The organism is Salipiger sp. HF18 (assembly GCF_011806505.1).
Lineage (GTDB): Bacteria > Pseudomonadota > Alphaproteobacteria > Rhodobacterales > Rhodobacteraceae > Salipiger > Salipiger thiooxidans.
The window spans coordinates 1-18,262 of the sequence record NZ_JAATOS010000043.1 but is presented as its reverse complement, the minus strand read 5'-3'; the positions used below and the strand labels follow the sequence as shown (position 1 = coordinate 18,262).

Annotated in this window: 18 protein-coding genes and 1 pseudogene; 15 read left to right on the top strand and 4 right to left on the bottom strand. The window is 68.1% G+C overall.

Annotated elements, in window-relative coordinates; genetic code table 11:
* Positions 1-36: 36 nt before the first annotated feature.
* Complete coding sequence (locus HC022_RS06925; protein ID WP_167451920.1) at positions 37-1,815, bottom strand: bifunctional diguanylate cyclase/phosphodiesterase; 1,779 nt, start codon at positions 1,813-1,815, stop codon at positions 37-39.
* Between the two features lie 402 nt (positions 1,816-2,217).
* Between HC022_RS06925 and HC022_RS06920 the strand changes: the two genes are divergently transcribed.
* The 7 genes from HC022_RS06920 (at position 2,218) to HC022_RS06890 (ending at position 8,501) form a co-directional block, all read left to right on the top strand.
* Positions 2,218-2,841 (top strand): TetR/AcrR family transcriptional regulator, encoded by a 624-nt coding sequence (locus tag HC022_RS06920; RefSeq protein ID WP_008883772.1) that lies wholly within the window; start codon positions 2,218-2,220, stop codon positions 2,839-2,841.
* 101 nt (positions 2,842-2,942) lie between these two features.
* Positions 2,943-4,121, top strand: coding sequence for an ABC transporter substrate-binding protein (locus tag HC022_RS06915; protein ID WP_008884539.1), 1,179 nt, complete (start codon positions 2,943-2,945; stop codon positions 4,119-4,121).
* Between the two features lie 74 nt (positions 4,122-4,195).
* Positions 4,196-5,065 carry a branched-chain amino acid ABC transporter permease gene (locus HC022_RS06910; RefSeq protein ID WP_008884969.1) on the top strand — a complete coding sequence of 290 codons (870 nt, stop codon included), beginning with the start codon at positions 4,196-4,198 and terminating at the stop codon, positions 5,063-5,065.
* A gap of 4 nt (positions 5,066-5,069) precedes the next feature.
* On the top strand, positions 5,070-6,053 hold the full coding sequence (locus tag HC022_RS06905) for a branched-chain amino acid ABC transporter permease (RefSeq protein ID WP_008884941.1): 984 nt from the start codon (positions 5,070-5,072) through the stop codon (positions 6,051-6,053).
* Positions 6,050-6,811, top strand: a complete 762-nt coding sequence (locus tag HC022_RS06900; protein ID WP_167451919.1) for an ABC transporter ATP-binding protein — start codon at positions 6,050-6,052, stop codon at positions 6,809-6,811. Before HC022_RS06905 ends, HC022_RS06900 begins: the two co-directional genes overlap by 4 nt.
* On the top strand, positions 6,798-7,517 hold the full coding sequence (locus HC022_RS06895; RefSeq protein WP_167451918.1) for an ABC transporter ATP-binding protein: 720 nt from the start codon (positions 6,798-6,800) through the stop codon (positions 7,515-7,517). The genes HC022_RS06900 and HC022_RS06895 overlap by 14 nt, the downstream gene beginning before the upstream one ends.
* A gap of 15 nt (positions 7,518-7,532) precedes the next feature.
* Positions 7,533-8,501: a dipeptidase gene (locus HC022_RS06890; protein ID WP_167451917.1), complete on the top strand. Its 969-nt coding sequence runs from the start codon at positions 7,533-7,535 to the stop codon at positions 8,499-8,501.
* Between the two features lie 99 nt (positions 8,502-8,600).
* Here the strand turns inward: HC022_RS06890 and HC022_RS06885 are convergent, their stop codons facing one another.
* The gene (locus HC022_RS06885) at positions 8,601-10,115 is read right to left on the bottom strand and encodes an MDR family MFS transporter (RefSeq protein WP_167451916.1); all 1,515 of its coding nucleotides are present in this window, start codon (positions 10,113-10,115) and stop codon (positions 8,601-8,603) included.
* A 142-nt stretch (positions 10,116-10,257) separates the two neighbouring features.
* On the opposite strand from HC022_RS06885, the gene HC022_RS06880 reads away from it, so the two are divergent.
* The gene (locus HC022_RS06880; protein WP_254884974.1) at positions 10,258-10,887 is read left to right on the top strand and encodes a MarR family winged helix-turn-helix transcriptional regulator; all 630 of its coding nucleotides are present in this window, start codon (positions 10,258-10,260) and stop codon (positions 10,885-10,887) included.
* 155 nt (positions 10,888-11,042) lie between these two features.
* On the opposite strand, the pseudogene HC022_RS28725 reads toward HC022_RS06880, so the two are convergent.
* A pseudogene (locus HC022_RS28725) lies at positions 11,043-11,525 on the bottom strand (GntR family transcriptional regulator); the annotation flags it as partial.
* A gap of 257 nt (positions 11,526-11,782) precedes the next feature.
* On the opposite strand from HC022_RS28725, the gene HC022_RS06870 reads away from it, so the two are divergent.
* From HC022_RS06870 to HC022_RS06845, 7 genes are all read left to right on the top strand, one after another.
* Positions 11,783-14,143, top strand: a complete 2,361-nt coding sequence (locus HC022_RS06870; protein WP_167451914.1) for a Tex family protein — start codon at positions 11,783-11,785, stop codon at positions 14,141-14,143.
* 228 nt (positions 14,144-14,371) lie between these two features.
* Positions 14,372-15,118 carry a septum site-determining protein MinC gene (minC, locus tag HC022_RS06865; RefSeq protein WP_224948645.1) on the top strand — a complete coding sequence of 249 codons (747 nt, stop codon included), beginning with the start codon at positions 14,372-14,374 and terminating at the stop codon, positions 15,116-15,118.
* Positions 15,115-15,963, top strand: coding sequence for a septum site-determining protein MinD (minD, locus tag HC022_RS06860; protein ID WP_008886068.1), 849 nt, complete (start codon positions 15,115-15,117; stop codon positions 15,961-15,963). The genes minC and minD overlap by 4 nt, the downstream gene beginning before the upstream one ends.
* Positions 15,960-16,241, top strand: coding sequence for a cell division topological specificity factor MinE (gene minE, locus HC022_RS06855; protein WP_008885621.1), 282 nt, complete (start codon positions 15,960-15,962; stop codon positions 16,239-16,241). The genes minD and minE overlap by 4 nt, the downstream gene beginning before the upstream one ends.
* 220 nt (positions 16,242-16,461) lie before the next feature.
* Positions 16,462-16,590 carry a hypothetical protein gene (locus tag HC022_RS29620; protein ID WP_303049050.1) on the top strand — a complete coding sequence of 43 codons (129 nt, stop codon included), beginning with the start codon at positions 16,462-16,464 and terminating at the stop codon, positions 16,588-16,590.
* A gap of 53 nt (positions 16,591-16,643) precedes the next feature.
* Complete coding sequence (locus HC022_RS06850; RefSeq protein ID WP_167451913.1) at positions 16,644-16,949, top strand: hypothetical protein; 306 nt, start codon at positions 16,644-16,646, stop codon at positions 16,947-16,949.
* 26 nt (positions 16,950-16,975) lie between these two features.
* Positions 16,976-17,551: a hypothetical protein gene (locus tag HC022_RS06845; RefSeq protein ID WP_167451912.1), complete on the top strand. Its 576-nt coding sequence runs from the start codon at positions 16,976-16,978 to the stop codon at positions 17,549-17,551.
* Positions 17,552-17,903: 352 nt separating this feature from the next.
* Here HC022_RS06845 and HC022_RS06840 read toward each other — a convergent pair.
* Positions 17,904-18,262: Lrp/AsnC family transcriptional regulator (locus HC022_RS06840; RefSeq protein ID WP_167451911.1), on the bottom strand; the 359-nt coding region annotated here is incomplete at its 5' end.

Genomic DNA, 18,262 nt, shown 5'->3' with positions numbered 1-18,262 from the left:
GGTGCTGGCCAACGCGATCCACACGGGGGTGGCCGCTCAGAATTCCTCGAGCGGGGCGGCGGGGGAGTAGAAGTAGCCCTGCGCCATCTGGCAGCCGAGCTCGCGCAGGGTGTTGGCGGTCTCGATGTCCTCGATGCCCTCGGCGATCACCTCGAGGCCCAGGGTGCTGGCGATCTCGATCAGGGCGCGTGCGAAGATCGCGTCGCGCGGGCCGCGGGTGATGCCATCGACATAGCTGCGGTCGAGCTTGATGATGTCCACCGGCCAGTTGCGCAGGTGGGCAAGCCCGCCGTAGCCGGTACCGAAATCGTCGAGCGCGACCTTGGCGCCGCGGCTGCGCATCTCGGTCAGGTTCTGGAACACCGGCCCGTTGATGGCGCCGAGCATGGTGTTCTCGGTCACCTCGATCACGATCTGGCGCCATTGCACGGCGTAGCGGTTGAGTTGCGACTGCAGGTCGAAGACGAATTCCTGCTTGATGAGATCCACCGTCCCGAGGTTCAGCGCCAGTGTCTCGCTCTGGTAGCCGGGGCGGCGGGCGAACTGCTGCAGCGCGTCTTCGAAGAGCAGGCGTGTGAGCTTCTCGGCCAGCTCCGGCGCGGCGAGGATCGAGGCGAACTCCTCGGGCGCCAGCACGCCGCGCTGCGGGTCGATCCAGCGCACCAGCACCTCGAACCCGCAGATGCGGTCGGTGGCAAGGTCGATGACCGGCTGGAAGAACGGCCGCAGCTCATTGTTGCGCAGCGCCTTGAGAAAGCGCGGGCGGATCAGCATGGCGCTGAAGTTCTCGTGGCTGTCGGGGTCGAAGATCGCCCCCGAGTACTTGCCCGAGCTCTTGTTGGCATAGAGCGCCGCATCCGCTCCCTGCAGCAGTTTCTCGACATCCGGGCAGACGCTGGACTCGAGCGCGCAGCCGATGCTCACATGGCCGAGGTTGGGCTTGCCGAGCCGGGCCGCGGCGCGCTGCACGTCGCAGGCGCACCCCAGCATGAGGCGGTCGAGATAGGGCTCGGGCTGCTGGTTGGGGATCGGCACCAGCGCCGCGAATTCGTCGCCGCCGATGCGGCCGACAACGGCGGCGTTGGGCAGCGCCCGGACGATCGCCAGCGCCACCTCGCGCAGGTAGCTGTCGCCGAACTGGTGGCCGTAGACGTCGTTCACCGATTTGAAGTTGTCGACGTCGATCATCATCATCGCGAAGGGCTGCTCGGCCTTGCCGATGCGCTCTGCGCATTTCAGCTTGAAGGCGTGGTGGTTGAGGATACGGGTCAGCCCGTCGAGCTCGGCCAGCTGCGACATGCGGCGGGTGCGGCGGATCTCGTCGGCAAGCTCGAGCTCGAGGATGCGCAACTCGAGCCATTGCTGGATCGACTGCCCGATCAGCAGCCCGGCGCGCGTGCCGTAGTCGAGGTGAATGTCGCACTGCTTGGCGCCGGGGGCGAATTTCAGCGCGAGGATGCCATAGCGGGCGCCGGTCTTGGAGGTCACCAGCGAGGCGGTGAAATTGCCGTTCGGCCCGGTCTCGATGAAGTCGGGGCGGGTGTGCGAGGGCCTGGCGGCCAGCGCCGCTTGCCACTCGGGAACCTCTGGCAGGCGCAGCGACCAGCACAGCGTCGCGATCTTGTCCGCCTCCTGCCGTCCGACGGCGATGGGGCGCATGTGAGGGAGCCCCTTTGGCAGGATCGGGATGAACTGCGCCCCGGTGATGTGAGGTGACAGAAGAACCGAAAGAACGCCCTCGATCTGGCGTTCGAGATCCTGCGCCGCTGGGCTGCCGTCGCGATGGTCATGCTGGAGGTCTGGCGCAGGCGTCAAGGCTTCCGTCTTTCTTAACTGCGGTCCAGAGACGATCGTTACGTGGGTCCGCGCCAACCGGTGCGCGGTGTCGGGTGCGACTGTTCTGTGACGTGAGTGTTAAAAATCTCTTAAGACTCCTGCGATCCTCATCGGCTGCGTTGTCCGGGCACCATCATATTCAACCTATGGTAAGCGTTGTCTTTGCGTCAAGTCCGGGACCAATTCGGGATAAATTCAGGCCTGCCCGGTGAAAGATCGCCAAAGTGTGCCGGTTGGCAGCCGTCCGGGCGCCCCGATGCGCCGGTCTGCTGCCAAAAAAGGCAGAGGTCGGGCGAATCCGGGGACGGGCGGAAAAAGGCTTGGACGAAGCTTGACAGAATCATAAAAACAAACTGACCTGTTTGTAAGTTTGGAGCGATCATGACCGTCAAGAAGCGCAGAACCCAGGATCAACGTAGCGCCGAGACCCGCAAGCTGCTGCTCGCGGCCACCGTGCGCTCGCTGATGGAGGTGGGCTACGCCAACACCAGCACCGCGGGGATCGCCAAGCGGGCAGGAGTCTCGCGCGGGGCGCAGACGCACCACTACCCGGGCAAGATGGACCTGATCGTCGCCGCCACCGAGGAGATGTTCGAGAACTTCGCCGCCGGTCTCGAGGCGCTGTCTGCGGACCTGCGCAGCGGCGTGCTGACCTATGACGGCTTCTTCGACGCGCTTTGGACAGAGGTCCTCAAGGGCGACTGGTTCTATTCCTCGCTCGAGATCATCGTCGCGGCCCGCGGCGACGCGGAACTGCGCGGCCGGCTCGCGCCGCTGATCCTGACGTTGCACGAGCGGCTCGAGGCGACATGGGCACACAGCTTCGTCGCGGTGGCGCCCGAGCGGGTTTCGGCGCGCTCGGCGCTGAATCTCGTGATGAACGTGTTCCGGGGCATGGCCGTGCAGGCCGTCCTGCGGCGCGACGAAGGCTATTTCATCGACATGCTGCAGGCGCTGAAGGCGATCCTCGCGGTGCACGTCAAACCGGTCTCTCAAGAGGGCTGACGAAAGAAACAAACAGTCCATCCGGTTTCTACATGGGCTCCGGCCCCAATCAAAAGCGGCAGCAAGCCGCGCTCGGAACCGACATCCAACAGGAGAACAACATGAAAAGAGTCGCAACCCTGCTTGCCACCCTCGCCGTCGCGGCGGTGCCGGCATTCGCGCAGGACGCGGAGTGGGAGACCGAGGGTCTTTCCGACGACGCGATCACCATCGGCGTGATGGGCCCGTTCTCGGGCAACGCCTCGTCCTACAGCAAGGCGCTGGTGGGCATGATGGCCTATTACGACAAGATCAACGAAGAGGGCGGGGTGCACGGACGCAAGCTCGTGGCGGTGCAGGAAGACACCGCCTGCGACAGCGCCAAGGGGCTCGCCGCCGCCAAGAAGCTGATTTCGCAGGACAAGGTGTTCATGCTGCAGGGCAACTCCTGCTCGGGCGTGGCCGTGGCGCTGCGGCCCACCATCGAGGACGCGGGCCTGCCGTGGATCGTCGCCCACGCGGTGAGCGACTCGATCTCGGACCCGCTGGCGAAGAACATCTTCCACGGCGTGCCCACCGGCCGCGCCAACGGCCGCGCCATGGCGGCCTTCGTGCTCTCGAAGCCCGACACCGGCAACGTCGCCATCATCGAGCACTCGAACGACTGGGCGCACAGCTACTCGAACCCCGCGCGGGAGTATCTCGAGGAGAACGGCGTCACGCCCTCGCTCGAGCTGATCATGGAACGCGGCCAGACCGACGCCACCGCGCAGGTGCTGAAGCTGCGGCAGGAGAAACCCGACTTCATCATCGCGGCGCTCTACGAGGCCGAGACGGCGATCTTCCTGCGGGACCTGAAGAAATACGGCATGGGCGACGTCCCGGTCATGGGCACCGCGGGCACCGACCTCGAGAACACGCTCAAGCGCACCGGCGATTTCGACACGGTCAAAAACTACTACGTGATCCACTCCTACGTGGACAATCTCGACGGCCCGCTGATGAAGCCGTGGGGCGACATGATCCACAAGTACAACCCGGATGAAGAGCTCTCGACCTTCTCCTTCGTCTCGATCGGCTCGGCCGAGGCGCTGGTCGCCGCGCTCGAGGCCGTGGGGCCTGACCTCACCCGCTCCAAGCTGATGGCGGCGCTGGAAGAGGTGCGCGACTTCGACACCGGCATCCTCTCGGACCCGATCACCTGGACCCCCGAGGACCACCAGGGCGTCAAGGGCTCGGCCGTGGCGGGCTTCGTCGACGGCGAACCGACCGTCCTGAAGGCCTGGGGCCAGCCCTACTGATCACTCCCCCCGACTGCCGGGCGCGGCGCCGTTCGCGCCCGGTCTTTTCCGGGGTGTTCCAAGGAGCAGACAACATGCTGATGCAGCTGACTTTGGGAGGTCTCTCCCAGGGCATGATCTACGCGCTCATCGCGCTGTCGCTGACGGTGGTCTACCGCTCGACCACGGTGGTGAATTTCGGCCACGGCGACTTCGTCATGGCAGGCGCCTTCCTGTCCTACGTGCTGGTGGTGCTGGCGGGCGTGGCCTTCCTACCCGCGGCGGCGCTGGCGATGATCGCGATGTTCGTACTGGGGGTGATGTTCAACCGAGGCCTGATCCGGCCGATCCTCGGCGGGCCGCACATCGGGCTCGCGCTCATGTGCATCGCGGCGGGCTACGTGCTGCGCGGGCTGGCGCGCATGGTCTGGGGCCGCGAGGTGCTGCCGATGCCGCCGGTCTTCGACATGGACCCGATCTTCGTGGGCGATCTCGTGATCACCGGTGACGCGGTCTTTATCATAGGCACCGTGCTGGTGCTGCTCTTGCTGTTCTTCGGCCTGATGGCCATGACCGACCTCGGCAAGATGGTGCAGGCGGTCTACCAGAGCCCGCGCGGCGCGCGCCTCATCGGGCTCAACGTCGACCGCTTCAACGATTTCTCCTGGGGCATCGGCGCGGCGCTGGGCGCGCTCGGCGGCATCCTCGTGGCGCCGGTTTCGCTCCTGCACCCGGACCTGGGCGCATCGTTCCTGATCAAGGGCTTCGCGGCCATGACGCTGGGCGGCTTCGGCTCGCTGGGCGGGGCGGTGCTTGGCGGTGTGCTGCTGGGCCTCGCCGAGCAATACGCCGGCGCCTACATCGACAGCGCGCTGATCGAGATCACCGCCTACGTGGTCATCGTCGCGGTGCTGTTCATCCGCCCGCAGGGGCTCTTCGGCCGCAAGGCCGTGGTGAAGGTCTGATCCCATGAGCCAGACCATGCCCACCGCCACGCAACGCCGCTTGCGCACCTACGCCTTCTGGGCGGTGCCCGCGCTGCTGCTTCTCCTGCCGCTCGCCACCAACCCCTACACCCAGTTCATCGCCAACGGCATGCTGATCTCGGTGCTGGTGACGCTCGGCTTCACGCTCACCATCGGCAACCTCGGCCAGCTGGCCTTTGCCAACACCGCCTTCTTCGGCATCGGCGCCTATGCCTCGGCGATCCTTGCCGCCAAGCTCGGCGTGCCGTGGCTGCTGACCATCCCGCTTGCGGGCGCTTTCGGGGCGCTGGGCGGGTTTCTCGCCTCGGCCGCCGCCCTGCGCGGGATCCGGACCTACTACCTTGCCATCATCACGCTGGCCTTCGGCGAGCTGATGCGCTGGGCCTACCTGCACGCCAAGCCCGTCACCGGAGGCACCGACGGCATGCCGATGCCGCGCGAGGCGCTCTTCGGCATCTCGCTCGGGGACGACTCGCTGAAGTTCTACATCTTCCTCGGGGTGACCGTGCTGCTGGTGAAGGCGACGCTGAACCTCATGCGCTCGCGCTTCGGTCGCGCCGTGATGGCGGTGCGCGAGAACGAGATCGCGACGGCCTCGCTCGCCATCCCCACGGCGCGGGTGATCCTGGTCACCTTCATGTGGTCGGGCTTCGTGGTGGGGTGCGCGGGGGCGCTTTTTGCCCGCCACGTGGGCCACGTCTTCCCGGAAAGCTTCGGGATGCTACACCTCATCGCCTCCTTCGCGATGGTGCTGGTGGGCGGGCTCGGCTCGGTGCTCGGCGCCGTGCTGGGGGCGGTTCTGCTGACCGCGCTGCCGGAATACCTGCGCGCCTTCCCGGGCATGGAAGAGCTCTTCTTCGGCCTGATCGTTGCGGGTGTGCTCGTGGCCATGCCGATGGGGCTCGCGAGCCTGCTGCGCCGCCTGTCCCCCGTCTTCGTCGAACGTTTCTACCGGGAGGCCCCATGACCCTTCTCGACGTAAAGGGCCTGTCGGTCCGCTTCTCGGGGCTGACGGCGCTCGACGACGTGTCCTTCACCCTTGAGGAAGGCAACGTCCGCGCCGTCATCGGCCCCAACGGCGCCGGCAAGTCGACGCTCTTCAACGCGATCTCGGGCTACGTGACGCCCACCTCTGGCACCGTGCACCTGCACGGGCAGGAGCTGACGCAGCTCACTCCGCACGAGATCGCCGAGCGCGGCATCCGCCGGACCTTCCAGAACGGCGGGCTGTTCCCGGCGCTGACGGTGCTCGAGAACGTGCTGACCGGGCTGCATGCGCAGACCCATGGCTCGTTCCTCGACATCCTGCTCGGGCGCTCGAAGGCGCTGAAATCCGAGGCCGAGAACATCCACCGCGCCCGTGAGCTGCTGAAGCTCATGTCGATGGAGCACATGGCCGACACCCGGGCGGGCGACCTCTCCGGCGGGCAGCAGCGCATCGTCGAGATCGTGCGCACCGTCGCTTCGGACCCGCCGGTCCTGCTGCTCGACGAGCCCGCCGTGGGGCTGTCGCCGGTGGCGCGCGCGCAGATGATGGAGATCATCCACCGTCTGGCGGGCGAGAAGGGCGTCGGCATCCTGCTCATCGAACACGCGGTCGAGCTGGTGATGGCCGCCGCCGACCGCATCCTCGTGATGGCGGCGGGCGCGCGCATCGCCGAGGGCACCCCCGAGGAAATCCGCGAAGACCGCGCCGTGCTGGAGGCTTACCTTGGACACTCCTGAACCGCTCCTCAAGATCCGTGACCTGCACGTGGGCTACGGCAAGAAACCCATCCTGCGCGGCGCCTCCTACGACGTGGTGCCGGGCGAATGCCTGACCCTGCTGGGGGCCAACGGCTCGGGCAAGTCGACCTCGATGAACGCGATCTGCGGCTTCGTCCGTCCGACCTCGGGCTCGGTGCTCTTCGACGGGCAGGAAACCGCGGGCCTGTCGCCGCACCGGATCTTCGCGCTCGGCATCGCGCAGGTGAGCCAGGCGCGGGATCTGTTCCCCGACCTCACCGTCGAGGACAACCTGCGGCTCGGCGCCATGCGACGGGGCGGGCGGGAGCTGTCGCAGACGCTGCCGCATATCTACGACCGCTTCCCGCGTCTGAAGGAGCGCCGCAAGCAGGCCACCCGCACGCTTTCGGGCGGCGAACAGCAGATGGTTGCCATTGGCCGCGCGCTGATGTCCCGGCCGCGGCTCCTGCTGCTCGACGAGCCTTCGGGCGGGCTCTCGCCGCAGTTCTGCGAAGAGATCGCCCGCATCATCGACAGTCTCAAGGAGGACGGCGTGACCATGCTGATGGTCGAGCAGAACCTCAACCTCGCCTTCCGCGCCGCCGACCGCTTCATCGTCCTGAGGGACGGCGAGGTGGTGGACGGCGGCGACGTCCGCGCCATGGCGGGCGATCACGACGCCATCGTGCGCAATATCTATCTCTGACCGAAGGACCACCACATGACCACGCTGCACGACGATCTCATCGTCTTCGACGGGCTCATCATCTCGGACTGGGGCCGCCCGATCTTCGAGGCGATGGCAGCAGGCGGGCTCACCGCCGCCAACTGCACCTGCTCGGTCTGGGAGAATTTCCGCGACACCATGTCGTCGATCGGGGAATGGAACACCCATTTCCGCGAGAACGCCGACCTTATCGTGAAGGCGAAGTCCGTCGCCGACATCCGCGCCGCCAAGGCCGCGGGCAAGACCGGCATCGTGCTGGGCTTCCAGAACACCGCGGCTTTCGAGGACCGGCTCGAGTTCATCGAGCTCTTCAAGGAGCAGGGCGTCGGCATCGTCCAGATGACCTACAACACCCAGAACCTCGTGGGCTCGGGCTGCTACGAGAGCACCGACAGCGGGCTCTCGGATTTCGGCCATGAGGTGGTGGCCGAGATGAACCGCGTCGGCATGCTCTGCGACCTGAGCCACGTCGGGCCCAAGACCTCGCAGGAGGTGATCCTCGCCTCGAAGAAGCCGGTGGCCTATTCGCACTGCCTGCCCGCGGGGCTCAAGGCGCACCCGCGCAACAAGTCCGACGAACAGCTCTGCTTCATCGCCGAGCATGACGGCTTCGTCGGCGTGACCATGTTCCCGCCGTTCCTTGCCGCGGGCAACGACGCGACGGTGGACGACTACGTGGCCGCCATCGACTACATCGTGAACCTCGTGGGCGAGGAACGGGTGGGCTTCGGCACCGACTTCACCATGGGCTACGGCGCGAAGTTCTTCGAGTATCTCAACCGCGACAAGGGCTATGCCCGTCAGCTCACCGAGATCTGGAAGGTGGAATTCCCCGACGGGCTCGGCTCCATCGCCGATTTCCCCAACCTCACCGCCGCCATGGAGCGCGCCGGCTGGTCCGAGACCAAGATCCGCCGGGTGATGGGGGAGAACTGGCTCACCCTGCTCGACCGCGTCTGGTAGGGGCGGGATACGACGAACCCCGACCGGGGGAGCATCCGGTCGGGGTCTGGAGCGCCTCGGGTCCTCCCAAACCGGTGGGCGCTCGGGAGCTGTTCCGCCTCAGCCCGAGAGCGGCAGCTCGCGGAGCATGATCGATGCGAGGCAGGCCAGAACGGCCGCCGCCGCCGCGATCCAGAACACCGGATGCAGGGCGTGGGAGATGCCCTCCATCACCTGCAGCCGCGTCTCGGGCGGCAGGGCGTTGACCATCTCGGCGCCGATGTTGCGAATTCCGCCCTCGGCCGCCAGCGGCAGCTGGCCGGCGAGGTTGCGGGCCATCCCGGTGCTGAACAGTGCGCCGAAGCCCGCGGTGCCGATGGCGCCGCCGATCAGCCGGAACATGTTGGCGCTGGCGGTACCGACGCCCAGCATCGAGACCGGGATCGCGTTCTGGATCGCCGCCACGCCGATCGAATAGACCGGCCCGATCCCCAGCCCGATGCCGATCATCGACAGCGCGATCAGCCAAAGCGGGCTGTCGACCGAGAGCGTGGTCATCGACAACATCGCCACTGCCAACAGAGCGGTCGACAGCACCGGCAGCAGCTTGTAGCGCCCGGAGCGCGCCATGTAGCGGCCCGAGGCGATGGAGGCCGTGAGCAGACCGCCCATCATCGGCACGAGGAAGAGGCCCGAGGTGGTCGGCGAGACGCCCTTCACCACCTGCAGGAAGAACGGCAGGAAAGTGATGGTGCCGAACATGCCCATGCCCACGAGGATGCCGACGAAATTCACCACCACGAAGGTGTTGTTGGCAAACAGGCTCATCGGCAGGATCGGCTCTTCCGCCCGGCGCTCGACCCGGATGAAGAGCGCCAGCGCGCTCAGCGCGATGACCGCGAGCGACAGCAGCTGCGGGCTGCTCCAGGCAAAGACCGTGCCGCCGGTGTTCGAGATCAGCACCAGCGAGGCCAGCAGCGTGGCCAGCAGTGCGCCGCCGGCGTAATCCACCGACTTGCGCCGGCGGTCGCTGCGGCGGGGCAGGGCTTGACTGAGGACGATGAAGGCGGCGAGGCCGACGGGAAAGTTGACGAAGAAGATCCAGTGCCAGCTCAGGTTCTGGACGAGGAAGCCGCCCAGCAGCGGGCCAATCACCGTCGAGATCCCGAAGGCGGCACCAAGGACGGCCTGCGCCTGTCCGCGCTCGCGGGCGGGCAGCAGGTCTCCGACCACCGCCATCGAGGTCACGATCAGCGCACCGCCGCCGCAGCCCTGGATGATGCGGCCGCCGATCACCATCCATATGTTCTGCGCCGTGCCGCAGAGCACCGCGCCAAGGATGAAGACGCCGATGGCCCATTGCAGCACCAGCTTGCGGCCGTAGAGGTCGCCGAGCTTGCCCGCCACCGGCGCGCCGATGGTCGAGGCCAGCAGATAGGCGGTCATCACCCAGGTGATCTTGTCCATGCCGCCGAGGTCGGCGACCATCACCGGCAGCGCGGTCGACACGATGGTCTGTCCCAGGGACGCGAAGAGAAGTGTCGCCGCCACCGCCGCAAGCACCAGCCGGACAGGCACAGACTCCGCGGCCTCGGGCGTCGCGGCAATCGTGGCACTGCTGTCGAATGGCGCCATTGGCGCGTCTCCTTGGGGAAAGGACAGGTGCGGCCCGACGCGATCTGGTGCGCGCGGGACCCTTGGGGCAGAATGAAGCTGTCCCTATATCTGTGCTGATGGCATTTATATGTCAATAGCACGCAAAATGAACGAGGCGGGCTTGAGCCGGAGAGACGAGAAGCTGAAGGACGATCTGGAGCGGGCGGGCATCGCGCGCGAGGTGTCGCAGGCGGCGCTGGACGTGGACGCGATCCTGCAACGCTGGCGGCGTCGGGTGATGAAGCGCGAGCTGGGGCGCACCGCGCTGGACGAGCTCGGGCTGCCGCTTGATCTCGCGCAGCTCGACGTGCTGATGGCGGTGCGCGCGCCGGTGAACGAGTTCGGCGAGCAGGCGGATTGCGAGACCACGGTGGGCACCGTGGCGACGCGGCTCGCCATCGACCCCTCGCGCGCCAGCCGCATCAGCGCCGACCTGATCCGCCGCGACTTCGTGCGGCGCGCGGTCAGCCAGGAGGACGCCCGACGCACGGTGCTCGAGCTGACCGAGTCCGGCGCCGCCATGGTCGAGGCGGTGCGCACCTACAAGCTCCTGGTGCTGGGCTCGTTCCTCCGCGACTGGACCGACGAGGAGGTCCAGACCTTCCTGCCCTTGCTCGAACGCTTCAGCGCATGGTCGGACCGCGCTTTCCAGCACAGCGCGCCGGTGGCCTCGCAGATCGCCGAGCTGCGCGAGGCGCTGGGCGGCGTCCCGCAGGGGCCCAAGTGCGAAGAGGAGCGCGACGAGGCATGAGGCGCACGTTCTAGCGCCCGGTGTCGGACTGCGCGAAGGCCGCGTGGGGCGTGGCAGAGGCCGGTCGGCAGAGCCTCGGCCGCCGTGCCTCGAAGGTCATGCGCCCGGCTTTCATCCCCCAGACCGGCCGGCAGCACCGTCAGCGCGACGGTCTCGTGCAGCGCTTCGGGCGGCAGCATCGACAGCTTGGTGACGTGGCCGATGGTCACGCGGCCCTGCATGCCATGGGCGATGGTCTGCTTCGCCACCTCGTCGAGATGCTGCCCGCGCGTGTCGGGGTCGAAATCGCGGTGGCAGTCGAGATCCACACCGAAGTCCTGCGCCATGGCGAAGACCCGCGCAATATGCCCCTTGGGGTCGCTGTCGGTGTAGGGGCAGCCGCCGAGCAGGTCGGCGCCCGAGCCCAGCGCCTGCCGCAGCAGCTCTTCGGCGCCGCAGTTGTGGCGCAGCTCGACCAGCCCCTCAGCGGCAAGCCGTTCCAGCGCCTGCCGGATCAGCGTGCGGCTGGCGCCGAAGCGCTCGCCCAGCGAATCCTCGGGCAGCTTCGTGCCCGGCAGCAGGGCGCGCTCGAGGATGGCCGAGCGCGGCACGGCGCAGATCAGTTCCGAGCGGTTCTTGTGTGTCACGCGCGGCGCCATCGCGTTGGTCTTCCCGGATCTCGCCTGTCGGATGCAGAGGGCTGAGTGCCACCTTGGCCGGGCGGCCACGACAAACCCCGTGCGGCACGGGGCGGGGCCGGTGGCGGACATGCCGCGCCCCGTCACGCGACGTCCCGCCGTGGCCCGGGAGGGCATCGGCGGGAAACCCCGAAATGATCGGCAAGGTCATGCGGGTCGGGCTTGGCGTGCGCCGGGCGTAGGGATACTACGGCAGTCCCGAACCAGAGGAGACCGTCTTGGACCAGACCGCCGAGCGTATCGCCCGCACCATCGCCACCGAGATCGCCGCCACGCCAAGGCAGGTCGTGGCCGCCGTGGACCTGCTCGACGGCGGAGCCACGGTGCCCTTCGTCGCCCGCTACCGCAAGGAAGCCACCGGCGGGCTCGACGACACCCAGCTGCGGACCCTCGGCGACCGGCTGGTCTACCTGCGCGAGATGGAAGCCCGCCGGGGCGCGATCCTCGAGTCGATCAAGGGGCAGGGCAAGCTGACCGAGGAACTGGCGCGCTCCATCGCGCAGGCCGAGACCAAGGCCACGCTCGAGGACATTTACCTGCCCTACAAGCCCAAGCGCCGCACCAAGGCGATGATCGCCCGCGAGAACGGGCTCGAGTCGCTGCTGGCGGCGATCACCGGGAACCGCAATGCCGACCCCAAGCTGCTGGCCGAGCGTTTCGTCGGCGGGAACGTCGAGACGGTGAAGGCGGCGCTCGACGGCGCCCGCGACATCCTCGCAGAATCGCTGAGTGAGAACGCCGCCCTGCTGGGCCGCCTGCGCGAGTTCATGAAGCAGGAGGCGGTGATCACCGCCCGCGTGCAGCCCGGCAAGGAACAGGCCGGGGCCAAGTTCTCGGACTATTTCGACCACAGCGAGAAATGGCGGGACATCCCCTCGCACCGGGCGCTGGCGATCCTGCGCGCCTCGAAGGAAGAGATCGTCACCGTGGGCATCGAGCCCGAGCCCGAAACCGGGCCGGCGCGCGCGGTGGCCATCGTGGCGAAGGCCATCGGCATCCCCGGCGAAGGACCCGGCGACCAGTGGCTGCGCGACGCGGCGGGCTGGACCTGGCGCGTGAAGCTGAGCCTGACCATGTACGTGGACCTGCTGGCCGACCTGCGTCGGCGCGCCCACGAGGAGGCGATCAACGTCTTTGCCCGCAATCTCAAGGACCTGCTGCTGGCGGCGCCGGCGGGCAACAAGGCGACGCTGGGGCTCGACCCGGGCATCCGCACAGGGGTCAAGGCGGCGGTGGTCGATGCCACCGGCAAGCTGCTCGAGTCTGCGACGCTCTACCCGTTCCAGCCAAAGAACGACCTGCGTGGCGCGCAGGCCGAGATCGCCCGGCTGGTGAAGCGCCACGGCGTCGAGCTCATCGCCATCGGCAACGGCACCGCCAGCCGCGAGACCGAGCGCATGGTGACCGACACGCTGAAGCTGCTCGAGGGGCCGAAGCCCACCAAGGTCGTGGTCTCCGAGGCCGGCGCCTCGGTCTACTCGGCCTCCGAGTTGGCGGCGAAGGAATTCCCCGACCTCGACGTGTCGCTGCGCGGCGCGGTCTCGATCGCGCGCCGCCTGCAGGACCCGCTGGCGGAGCTGGTGAAAATCACGCCGGAAAGCATCGGTGTCGGCCAGTACCAGCACGACGTCGACCAGCGCCTGCTGGCCCGCGCGCTCGAGGCGGTGGTCGAGGACGCGGTGAACGCCGTCGGCGTCGATCTCAACATGGCCTCGGCGCCGCTGCTGGCGCATGTGGCGGGGCTCGGGCCATCGCTGGCGCAGAACATCGTGCTGCACCGCGACACCCACGGCGCCTTCCCCTCGCGCAAGGCGCTGATGAAGGTGCCGGGCATCGGGCCGCGCGCCTTCGAGCAGAGCGCCGGTTTCCTGCGCATCCGCGACGGTGCCGAGCCGCTCGACGCCTCGTCGGTGCACCCCGAGGCCTATGACGTGGCCCGCCGCATCGTGCAGGCCTGCGGCCGCGACATCCGCCAGATCATGGGCCAGCCCGAAGCGCTGAAGGGGCTGCGCGCCGAGCAGTTCGTCGACGACAGCTTCGGCCTGCCCACCGTGCGCGACATCCTGAGCGAGCTCGAGAAACCGGGCCGCGACCCGCGTCCGAGCTTCAAGACCGCGACCTTCACCGACGGCGTGGAAGAGATCACCGACCTGCGCCCCGGCATGATGCTGGAAGGCACCGTGACCAACGTCGCGGCCTTCGGCGCCTTCGTCGACATCGGGGTGCACCAGGACGGTCTGGTCCACGTGAGCCAGCTTGCCGACCGCTTCGTCAAGGATCCGCACGAGGTGGTGAAGGCCGGCGACGTGGTGCGCGTGCGGGTGACCGAGGTCGACGTGCCGCGCAAGCGCATCGGGCTCTCCATGCGCAAGGACGGCGGCGATGCGGCGGAACGCGGCGGCGACCGGAACCGCGGCCGGTCCGCATCGCGCGGGCGCGACGGCGGCGGGCAGGGCCCGCGGGGCCGTGACGGTGGCGGACAGGGGCCGAAGGGCCCGCGCGGTGGGGGCAAGCCGCAGGGCGGCGGGGCTCCCGGCGCGCTCGGTGCGGCGCTGCTTGATGCCATGAAGAAGCGTTGATGACGCGCTGAGCAGGGCAGGGGGCGCCCTTCGCCCCTTGCAGCACGGCAACGCGACAGTGTAGAGGCTCCGCTCGGCAGGGTTCGGCCAAATTTGGCGGGAACCTGCTCAAACCGTCCGGTCGGTGATTTCCCTGCTGCGGAGGCGCATGCCCCCGTACTAGGGATGAAAGATAACAAGAGCGCGAGCGAGTCGCGACACGGAACGAGAGCAGGAGCACAGAGCAAGGTGCCAGCACAGACCCCCCAAGGCCGGGGAGACGACGCCCCGGCGCGTGTCAGGCCATTCCAGATCCGCGGTCGCTTCATGACCGCGATCGCCATTCGTGTGGAAAGCGAAACCCCAAACGCCGCCTTCTTCGAGGCGCTCGACGCGCAGCTCGAGCAGTCGCCGCAACTTCTCGAGGGCGCACCGCTGGTGATCGACTTCGAAAAGGTGCCGGGGCTCGAGAACCGCATGCGCATCGGTGCGCTGGTCGACGAGCTTCGCAAGCGCAGGCTGCTGGTGTTCGGCGTGCAGAACGCCGGGCCGAAGCAGGTCGAGGCGGCCGAGGGGCTGGGCCTGATCCCGGTCAAGGTGGGCCGCGAGGCGCCGCTTCCCGAGCCCGCCACCCAGCGCAAGCGCAAGATCGACCGCCTGCTGCCGCCCGACAACCGGGTGATCACCCATCCGGTGCGCTCGGGGCAGATGGTGGTGGCCGAGCGCGGCGACCTGACGATCATCGGGTCGGTCTCCTCTGGGGCCGAACTGGTGGCAGCCGGCAACATCCATGTGTACGGGCGGATGCGGGGCCGGGCGATGGCGGGGTGCCACGGCGACGAGAGCGCCCGCATCTTCTGCCAGAGCCAGAGCGCAGAGCTTCTGGCCATCGCGGGGCTCTACCGGACGAGCGAAAGTATCGGGGATGACCTGGGCAACTGCCCGGTGCAGGTCTTCCTCAAGGATGACAGGCTATGTGTGGAGGCGCTCGCATGACGACGCAACTCAAGGACAAGCCGCCCCTCGGAAAGATCATCGTGATCACATCCGGCAAGGGCGGTGTTGGCAAGACGACCTCGGCCGCGGCAATTTCCGCCGGACTGGCCAAGCTGGGACACAAGACCGTGGTGATCGACTTCGACGTCGGCCTGCGGAACCTCGACATGATCATGGGCTGCGAACGCCGCGTGGTCTTCGACTTCATCAACGTGATCCAGGGTGACGCGCGGCTGAAGCAGGCGCTGATCAAGGACAAGCGGCTCGAGACGCTGTTCGTCCTGCCCACGTCGCAGACCCGCGACAAGGACGCGCTGACCAAGGAAGGCGTCGAGGCCGTCCTGAACGAGCTCAAGGAAGAGTTCGACTACATCATCTGCGACAGCCCGGCAGGGATCGAGCGCGGCGCCCAGCTGGCGATGTACTTCGCCGACGAGGCCGTGGTCGTGACCAACCCCGAGGTCTCGTCGGTGCGCGACAGCGACCGGGTGCTGGGCCTGCTGGCCAGCAAGACCCATCGTGCCGAGAAAGGCGCCTCCGAGCCGGTGCGCCCGCGCGTGCTGATCACCCGTCACGATCAGGGCCGCATCGACAAGGGCGAGATGATGACCGTGGACGACGTGCTCGAGATCCTCGCCGTGCCGCTTCTGGGCATCGTGCCCGAGAGCCAGGCGGTGCTGCGGGCGTCGAACGTCGGCGTGCCGGTGATCCTCGACGAGCCCTCGGCCGCGGGCAAGGCCTACGAGGACGCGGTGGCGCGGCTGACCGGAGAGGATGTCGAGATGAAGATCGAGAGCGAGAAGCGTCCGGGCTTCATCCAGCGGATCTTCGGGCGGTCCGCATGAGCTTGTTCGGTTTCTCCCTCAAGGCCCGCCGCCCGAAGTCGGCGCAGACCGCGAAGGACCGGCTGCAGCTGCTTCTCGCCCACGAGCGGTCTGCCGGTTCGGAGACTCCGGATTACCTGCCGCAGCTGCAATACGACCTGATCGCGGTGATCCGGAAGTACATGAACGTCAGCGACGACGACGTCGAGATCAAGATGGAGCGGGACGACGACGTCTCGAGCCTCGAGATCAATATAGAGATGCCCGCCACGTCCAAGGCACGCCCGGCCAAGCGCTGACCCGGCGACACGGCCCGCCGCAAGGCGGGCCCTGGCAGATCCAGTCCCCCCGGTGCCGGTGGCGCCGGGGGTGTTTCTTTTGGGGCCGTCGGCAAGGCGCGTTGGGGCGTTGTGCCGCTACCGGCAGCGCGCCATGGTGCTCACCGGACCTGGTCGGCCACTTCCACGAACATCTCCCGCGCGCAGAGCGCCGTCGCCCATCGAGCGGCTGCCGAACACGGTGGGCGTCATCTTCAACACCGTCGATGCGGCCGCGGCGCTGGAAGAGCTCATCGAGACCTGCGCGGTCGACATCGGCTACGGCGCGGGCGTCTTTCCCGAGGCAGCGGCGCTTGACGCCACGCCCTGATGCGGATCCGGGACTCGGGTTTCGAGAACCTAACCGGCCCGGCGCGGGGCGACATGCTGGCGGGCGATGCGGGCAACAACGTCACAGACGGCGGCGCGGGCAACGATACGCTCACCGGCGGTGGTGGCGAGGACAACCTGCTGGGCGGCACCGGCGACGACAATCCCCTGAACGGCGCGGAGGTCGAGATCGCCGACAGCTTCGACGTCCCCAAGATCACCGATGTGGCCGGGCCCGACACGGCGGTGACGCAGCAGGATCCCGGGGCCAGTCGCTTGACCGAAGCTGCAGAAGGGATGTGCAAAGCGCCGCCGGTGGCGCGTTTCGGCCCTTCTGTTCCGGGGGGAACTCTGGGATGAGGCAGATGAACCGGAAGGGAGCAACCATGAACCGCGACGACCGTCTACTGGCCAGCATGCAGAACCGCCTCTCGCCCGCAGCTCGCGTGGCGTTCGAGGACGAGCTGGCCAGGGAACCGGGCCTGCGGGCCGAGCGAGGGGCGATGCGGGCGGCGGCGGATGCGCTGGGGGCGACGCCGGTGCCCGAGGGCGCGCGCAGCACCGGCCGGGCGCGGCTCTGGGACAGCATCGAGGCCGAGCGCGCGCCCCGCGCCGCGAACGGCAACCGCGGGCTGGCGCTGCTCAGGGTCGCGGGCATTGTCGCCGCTACGGTGGTGGTCTGGCAATTCGTCGTGGTCCCGCAGCTCCCGGGGCCGGAGACCAGCGGTTTCGTCCCGGCAAGCGAGGTCGTGGCGACGCCGACCCTGCTGGTCGCCTTCACCGACGACGCCACGCTGGTCGAGATCACGGCGCTGCTGCGCGAGACCGGCGCCAAGCTCGTCGACGGGCCGAGCGCGCCGGGGCTCTACACTCTGGGCTTCACCGACGCGGCGGCGCTCGAGGCCGCCGAAGCGGCGTTGGGGGCGCGGCCCGAACTGGTGATCACCGTCTCCCGCCCTTGACCGGACCGCGCTGCGCCTGCCGAAAAAAGCCCCGCCGAGCGCCTGACCGGCGGCATGGTGTCGTGCATCACGTCGCTCGCGGTGGTGTCGGGGTCGCAGTGCATCCGGATGAAGGCACAGAGCACGTCGTGATGACGCTCGTAGAGGCGACGCATCGCCGCCCTGTCCCCCGGGCGACGCCTCGCAGCAGCAACAGATCGTCCTCGGGCCGCGACATGACGTGCCCGTAGAAACCTCACCTGCAATCTTGGCGTGCAGGGCGGGGAGGCTGTCCGGCAATCCGCGCGATGCCAGGGGCGGCAGGTGCCGCAGCGCCAGCCGGCACGCGATGCCTGCGACGGGGCGGTCCCCGTCAGGCCGAGCGGGTGTCGATCGGCAGAACGGTCTCGGACTTGATCCGCTTCAGCGCGAAGCTGGCCGAGAGGCCGCGCACCGGGATCGCCTCGGTGATGCGGCTGCGGATGCGTTCGAAACCGGCCATGTCGCGGACCACGATGCGCAGGGCGTAGTCATGGCTTCCCGCAAGCTGGTGGGCCTCCATCACCTCGGGGATGTCGGCGATCACCTCGGCGAAGCGCGCCTGCCAGTCGGCGCTCTGCTCGGACGCCGAAACCTCGGCGAAGACGGTCAGGCCCAGCCCCAGCCGCTCCGGGTCGACAAGCGCGACCCGGCCGCGGATGATTCCCGCGTCCTGCAGCTTGCGCACGCGCT